Below are 6382 nucleotides of genomic sequence, written 5' to 3'. Positions count from 1 at the left end.
CCGGTCCCGTCGCCGCCCCTGTCGCCGGTTCCGTCGCCGGTTCCGTCGTCGGTCCCGTCGGGGTGTCCGTCGTGTCCATTCCTGCCTCCCGGTGTCGCTCGGCCGTTGCCGGACCATTGGAGGAGGCGCGGTGTTGCGAGGACGTCTGCGCAGGCCGATACGTTTTCGATAGGCCCCATCGGGTCCAATGGGGACGAACAGCGGAGACGGGAGAACAGCGCGTGCGGGTCCTGGTGGTGGAGGACGAGATCTACCTCGCGGAGGCGGTCCAGGCCGGCCTGCGGCTGGAGGCGATCGCCTGCGACATCGTCACCGACGGCGACGCGGCGCTGGAGCGCCTGGCCGTGCACAGCTACGACGTCGTCGTCCTCGACCGCGACGTCCCCGGCACCCACGGCGACGAGGTCTGCCGCAGCATCGTCCGCCAGGGCCTCGGCTGCCGGGTGCTGATGCTCACCGCCGCCGCCCGCCTGAACGAGAAGGTCGCCGGCTTCGAACTCGGCGCCGACGACTACCTCACCAAGCCCTTCGACCTCGCCGAACTCGTCGTCCGGCTGCGCTCGCTGGCCCGCCGCCCGGCCCAGGCCGCCCCGCCCGTCCTGGAGTACGCGGGGCTGCGCCTGGACCCCTTCCGCCGCGAGGTCTACCGCGACGGCCGCTACGTCGGCCTGTCCCGCAAGCAGTTCGCCGTCCTGGAGGTCCTGATGGCGGCGCGCGGCGGCGTCATCAGCGCCGAGGAGCTGCTGGAACGCGCCTGGGACGAGAACGCCGACCCGTTCACCAACGCCGTCCGCATCACCATCTCCGGCCTGCGCAAACGCCTCGGCGACCCGTGGGTGATCCAGACCGTGCCGGGGGTGGGCTACCGCCTCGCCGACCCGTCCACCGATCCCTCCACCGGCCCGTCCGCCGGCCCCGGCGCGGAAGGCGCCCTGCGGTGAAGCGTTCCGAGGCGAGGCGCCGCCGGGCCGGCCGCCCGCGCCGCCTGACCGCCCGGATGCGCCTGACCCTCAGCTACACCCTCTTCGCGCTCACCGCCGGCCTGCTCTCCCTCGCCGTGGTCTACGTCGGCATGCGCTACATCCCCAACTACCCGCTCACCTCCTCCAACCCGCGCTACCGCTCCGACGCCCCCTCCCGCCAGGAGATCCTCGAATCCCTGCTCGCCGCCGGCGGCTACGCCCTGGGCCTGCTGACCGCCGTCGGCCTGGTCGGCGGCTGGCTGATCGCCGGCCGGGTGCTGCGCCCGCTGCAGGACATCACCGGCGCCGCGCACCGGGCCGCGAGCGGGGCGCTGGAGCACCGCATCGCCCTCACCGGGCCGCGCGACGAGTTCACCGACCTCTCCGACGCCTTCGACGAGATGCTCGAACGCCTCCAGCGCTCCTTCGAGGCCCAGCAGCGCTTCGCCGCCAACGCCTCCCACGAGCTGCGCACCCCGCTGGCGATCACCCGCACCATGCTCCAGGTCGCCGCCGCCGACCCGGCCGGCCAGGACTGGGGCCGCCTCGTCAGCCGGCTCCAGGACACCAACCAGCGCGGCATCGAGATCAGCGAGGCCCTGCTCCAGCTCGCCGACCTCGGCCACGCCCCGCCCGACCTCGCCCCCACCGACCTCGCCGCCGCCACGCGGGAGGCGCTGGCCGCCGTCCACGACGAGGCCGCCGCCCTCGGCGTCACCCTCACCGCCGACCTCCACCCCGCCCCGACCACCGGCAACCCCGTCCTGCTGCGCCAGGCGGCCGTCAACCTGCTGCACAACGCGCTGCGGCACAACCTGCCCTCCGGCGGGCGGGTCACCGTCGCCACCGGGCCCGACCGGGAGCGGCCCGGCCGGGTGCGCCTCACCGTCACCAACACCGGCCCGAAGCTGACGGCGGAGGCGGTGGCCACCTTCACCGAACCGTTCCTGCGCGGGCGCGGCCGCACCGCCGAGAGCGACCCGGCCCGCCGCGGCCACGGCCTGGGCCTGGCCATCGTCGCCGCCGTCACCGAGGCCCACCACGGCGAGCTCCACCTGGCCCCCGAGCCCTCCGGCGGCCTGCGGGCGACCCTCGTCCTGCCGGGGCCGGGCGGGGACTAGGCTTCGGGGCCCGGGTTCGGGCCGGCCGTGGCGGGCGAGGGGTCGAGGAACCTGTCGAGGTCGAGCGAGCTCCGCAGGTCGGTCCCGGCGGGCTCCGCCAGCGCCGGGGCGGTGCCCAGCGCCGAGTAGCGCACCGTGACGGCCTGGGCCTCGCCGTCCTTCTCGCCGAACGCGCGGAACCGGACGAGCTCCTGTTCGGCGTTGAGCCAGAAGTCGAGGGTGAACGTCTCGCCGCTCTTCCGCAGGGCCGCCTCGACATGGGGGCGGTGCTGCTCGGTGAGGGCGGGGATCCCGCCCAGCACGGTGGCGAGGTCCTCGACGGCGCGGTAGCGGGTGGCCTCGACACCGTCGACCTTCTCGGTCCCGACCCTGCTGAGCCGACCCGACCGGGCCACGGTCAACTGGTTCACCGGGTCCATCGCCAGGCTCAGTTGCGGGTAGAAGGGCCGGCGCCACATGAGGAAGGGCATCTTCGACCAGAAGACCTGCTCTCCCACCGCGGCCGCGGCCTGCTCGGTGGGCCCCGTGTACGCCTCGTTGCCCACGATCCGGAGCCTGAGCCGGGGCGGCTTCGGAGCGTCGGCCAGGTACTCGATCGCGGCCGGGCGGCCCGCCCAGACGGCGAAGCCCGTACCTGGCGCGCTGTCCGGGCCGGCCGGAGCGGACAGGGTGTACCGGCCGCTGCCCGCCTTGCGCATCACCTCGGCCGCTGCCGCCAGTGCCGCCTGGGGATCGGCCTCGGTCGTCTCGGCCGCCTTGCCCGCCGCCGCCCCGCCCGCGGGCGTGCTGCCCGCGGCTGCCGCGCCCGCGGGCGGGGCAGCCGGTGACGGTTCGCCTCCGGCGCCGCCGCAGGCGGTGAGGCCGCCCAGCAGTACGGCCGCCGCGACCGTCACGGCGGCGGCGGAACGCGCCCCTCGCATGGAGACTCCCTGTGAGCCCGAACTTCCCGGATGGTGTCGCGCGGACTCTAGTGGATCACCAGGGCGGCCCGGCACCGGATTTCCGCCGCCGTGCCCGGTCCGACCGCGCGCGCCGTACGGACCCCGTCGCGCCGTAGGGCGCGCGGCCGGTCGGGCGGCGGACGGGTCAGGGCAGGGCGGGCGGGGTGAAGCCGAGGGAGGTCAGGAGCCCGATCGGGCCGCGGTAGTGGGCGGGCAGGTCCCGGTACAGGTCGAGGGCGGCGGCCCAGGAGCGCCGGGCGGCGCCCGGGCGGCCCAGGGCCTGCTGCGCGGCGGCCAGCCCGGCCAGGGAGTTGGCCCGCTGGTCGGTGAACCCGGCGATGCGCCGGCCGACGGCCAGGGAGCGGGCGAAGTGCCGCAGCGCCTCGTCGGGACGTCCGGCGGCGTAGCGGGCGAGGCCGAGGACGTTGCGCAGCGAGCACTCCAGGGCGGTGTCGTGGAGGCCGGGTTCGGGGGCGAGCAGCCGTTCGGCCAGGGCCTGCGCGCTCCCGTGCCGGCCGAGGAAGGCGTGGACCGAGGCCAGGCTGGTCTCGCACAGGCGGATCGTCCAGTGGTCGGCGTCCGGCCCGTCGGCGGGGAGCAGCAGCAGGGCCCGCTGGAAGTGGTCGGCGGCCCCGGCGTAGTCGTGGGAGAAGAAGTGGAGCGTGCCGAGGTTGGCCAGGACCTGCCCCTCGGCGGCCGGGTCGGCGGCGGCGCGGACCAGGCCGAGGGCCTGCTCGTAGTGCTGCCGGGCCCGGCGCAGGTCGCCCACGGTGCTCCAGGCGTGGCCCTGGTCGTTGAGGGTGCGGCCCTCGGCGAGCGGGTCCGCCAGGCGCCGGGCCGCCGCCAGCGCCGTACGGCCCAGGGCGAGGCGTTCGGTGTGCCGGCCGCTGCAGTGGAGGTGGATCCAGAGCAACGCGGGGAGTTTCCAGGCGACTTCGTCGTCCCGGTGCTCGAAGGTGTGGCCGGCGGTGGCGAGCAGGTTGGCGCGCTGGCCCTCGCACCACCGCATCGCCTCGTCCGGTTCGGCGAAGGCCGTGGTGCGCAGGCCCTCGGGTGGCGGCGGCAGCGGCACCCGGGGCCGTCCCGGGATCAGCAGCCGGGCGGCGGCGCCGGCGTGCTGCAGGCACCAGGCGTACCAGCGGCGCCGGGCGAGGGCGCGGGAGTGCTCGCTCTCCTGCTGCGCGGCCCGCTCGGCGGCGAACAGCCGGACCAGGTCGTGGAAGCGGTAGCGGCCGACGGAGTGCTCGGCGAGGAGGTGGACGTTGGCCAGCCGGTGCAGGACGCGCGCGCTCTGCGTGCCGTCCAGCCCGCCGACCGCCTCGGCGACCGGCGCGGTGAGGTCGACGGCGGGGCTGAGCGCGAGCAGCCGGAACAGGCGTCCGGCGGGCTCGTCGAGCGCCCGGTAGGAGAGTGCGAACACCGTGCGCAGGCGGGTGGACGGGTCGTCGCCGTCCGCTTCGAGGACGTCCAGGCGGGTGCCCGCGGCGGCGAGTTCGGCGGTGAAGTCGGCGAGGTCGTGGTGCGGGCGGTCGCGCAGCCGGGCGACGGCGAGGCCGACGGCCAGCGGGAGGTGGCCGCAGGCGTCGAGCAGCCGGGCGACGGCCTGCTCCCGGGCCGCGATCCGCTCGGCCCCGAGCACCCGGCGCACCAGCGCCCGCCCCTCGGCCGGGCTGAAGTCCGCCAGCTCGATCCGGTGGGCGCCCTCGCGCACGACGAGCCCGGCGAGCCGGTCGCGGCTGGTCACGACGACCGCGCAGCCGCCGGTGCCGGGCAGCAGCGGGCGGACCTGCTCGGAGCGGCGGGCGTTGTCCAGGACGATCAGCACCCGCCGGCCGGCCAGCGTGGAGCGGTAGAGCGCGGCCGCCTCGTCGAGCCGGCCGGGGACGTCCTCGGCCGGCACGCCGAGGGCCCGCAGGAACGCGGCGAGGACGGCGTGCGGCTCCTGCGGGCCGGCCGGCGACCAGCCGCGCAGGTCGGCGAAGAGCTGGCCGTCGGGGAACCGGGCCCGGGCGCGGTGGGACCAGCGCACGGCCAGGGCCGACTTGCCGCCGCCGGCGACGCCGGTGATCACGGTGACGGCGGGGGTGCCGTCGGGGCCCTCGGGGTCGGTCAGGTGGCGGTCCATGGCGTGCAGCTGGTCCTCGCGGCCGACGAAGGTCGGCAGCTCCCACGGGAGTTGGGCCGGGCGCGGGCGCGGGTGCGGCGGCTCGGTCGGCGGGGCTGCCGCCGGCGTGGCCGGGGGCTTCGGGGACGGCTTCGCCGGCGCGGGCGGGGCCGTCGCACCCAGCAACTCGCGCTGGAGCGACCGCAGTCGGGGAGACGGGTCCAGGCCCAGCTCCCGCGCGAGGTGGTCGGCGTAACGGCGGTAGACCGCCAGGCCCTCGGCGTGCCGGCCGGAGCGGGCCAGGGCCGTCAGCAGGTGCCGCACCAGGCCGTCGCGGATCGGGAACTCCGCGACCAGCGCGGTGAGTTCGGAGACGATCCGGTCGGGCCGCCCGGCCGCCAGCTCCAGCTCGTAGAGCCGCTCCAGGACGGACATCCGCCGCTCCTCCAGCCCGGCCGCCACCGCGGCCAGCGCCCGGCCCGGCAGCCCGTCCAGGGCCGGGCCGCGCCACAGCGCCAGCGCGGCGCGCAGCCGGGCGGCCTGGTCGGCGCCCGGCTCGGCGGCGGAGTCCACCAGCGCGGCGAACTCCACGGCGTCCACCCGGACTTCGGCCCCGTCCAGCAGGTAGCCGGGCCCGTCGGTGCGGATCGGCGGGGCCTGCCCCGGGCCGGGGGCGAGGGTGCGGCGCAGCAGGCCGACCATGTTCCGGACCTGGCGGTCGGCCGTGGCCGGCGGGGCCTCGTCCCACACCGCGTCGACGAGCCGGGACACCGACACCGTCCGCCCGGCATGGGCCACCAGCGCGGCCAGCAGCGCCTGTTGGCGGCGCCCGCCGACGGCGAGCACGGTGGAGTCCGGGGCCCGCACCTCCAGCGCCCCCAGGATCCTGAACTCCACTGCCCGCCCCTCCGGTGGATCGGCCGCCGCGGTGACGGACCGGTCGCCGCCGCACACCGCCGGCCGGCCGTACGCCGCCGGCCGTACGTCGCCAACCGGCCGTACGGGTACGGACGGTGGCACGGCAGGGCCATCCTCGCCCGGGCGCCGCCCGCTGTCCACGGGGCACCGGCGGCCCGGCCCGGCCCGGTGTCGTGATCCGGTCATGAGGGATTCGTGACGGACCGCAGCAGGATCTTCACCAGCCCGGGCGCCGCCCGCACGGCACCCGCCTCGCACCCGGCGGCGCGCCACCGTCCTTGGGGTGGTACTTGACCGCGGTGTTCTTCGCGAGAATGGTGATGCCCTTCTCGCGCT

4 protein-coding genes are annotated in these 6382 nt (G+C 76.8%); 2 read left to right on the top strand and 2 right to left on the bottom strand.

Annotation, left to right across the window (positions count from 1 at the left end; genetic code table 11):
• Positions 1–221: 221 nt before the first annotated feature.
• Positions 222–941, top strand: a complete 720-nt coding sequence (locus ABZW03_RS35235) for a response regulator transcription factor (protein ID WP_355267794.1) — start codon at positions 222–224, stop codon at positions 939–941.
• A complete protein-coding gene (locus tag ABZW03_RS35230) occupies positions 938–2083 on the top strand; it encodes a HAMP domain-containing sensor histidine kinase (protein ID WP_355267791.1) in 1146 nt (381 codons plus the stop codon). Before ABZW03_RS35235 ends, ABZW03_RS35230 begins: the two co-directional genes overlap by 4 nt.
• Here ABZW03_RS35230 and ABZW03_RS35225 read toward each other — a convergent pair.
• The gene (locus ABZW03_RS35225; RefSeq protein ID WP_355267788.1) at positions 2080–3003 is read right to left on the bottom strand and encodes a hypothetical protein; all 924 of its coding nucleotides are present in this window, start codon (positions 3001–3003) and stop codon (positions 2080–2082) included. The genes ABZW03_RS35230 and ABZW03_RS35225 overlap by 4 nt on opposite strands.
• A gap of 166 nt (positions 3004–3169) precedes the next feature.
• Positions 3170–6025: a BTAD domain-containing putative transcriptional regulator gene (locus ABZW03_RS35220; RefSeq protein ID WP_355267786.1), complete on the bottom strand. Its 2856-nt coding sequence runs from the start codon at positions 6023–6025 to the stop codon at positions 3170–3172.
• Between the last annotated feature and the right edge of the window lie 357 nt (positions 6026–6382).

This window comes from Kitasatospora sp. NPDC004799, from assembly GCF_040609095.1.
In the GTDB taxonomy this organism is placed as follows: Bacteria; Actinomycetota; Actinomycetes; order Streptomycetales; family Streptomycetaceae; genus Kitasatospora.
The sequence above is the reverse complement of the archived record's forward strand: the minus strand, read 5'-3'. Positions and strand labels throughout refer to the sequence as shown.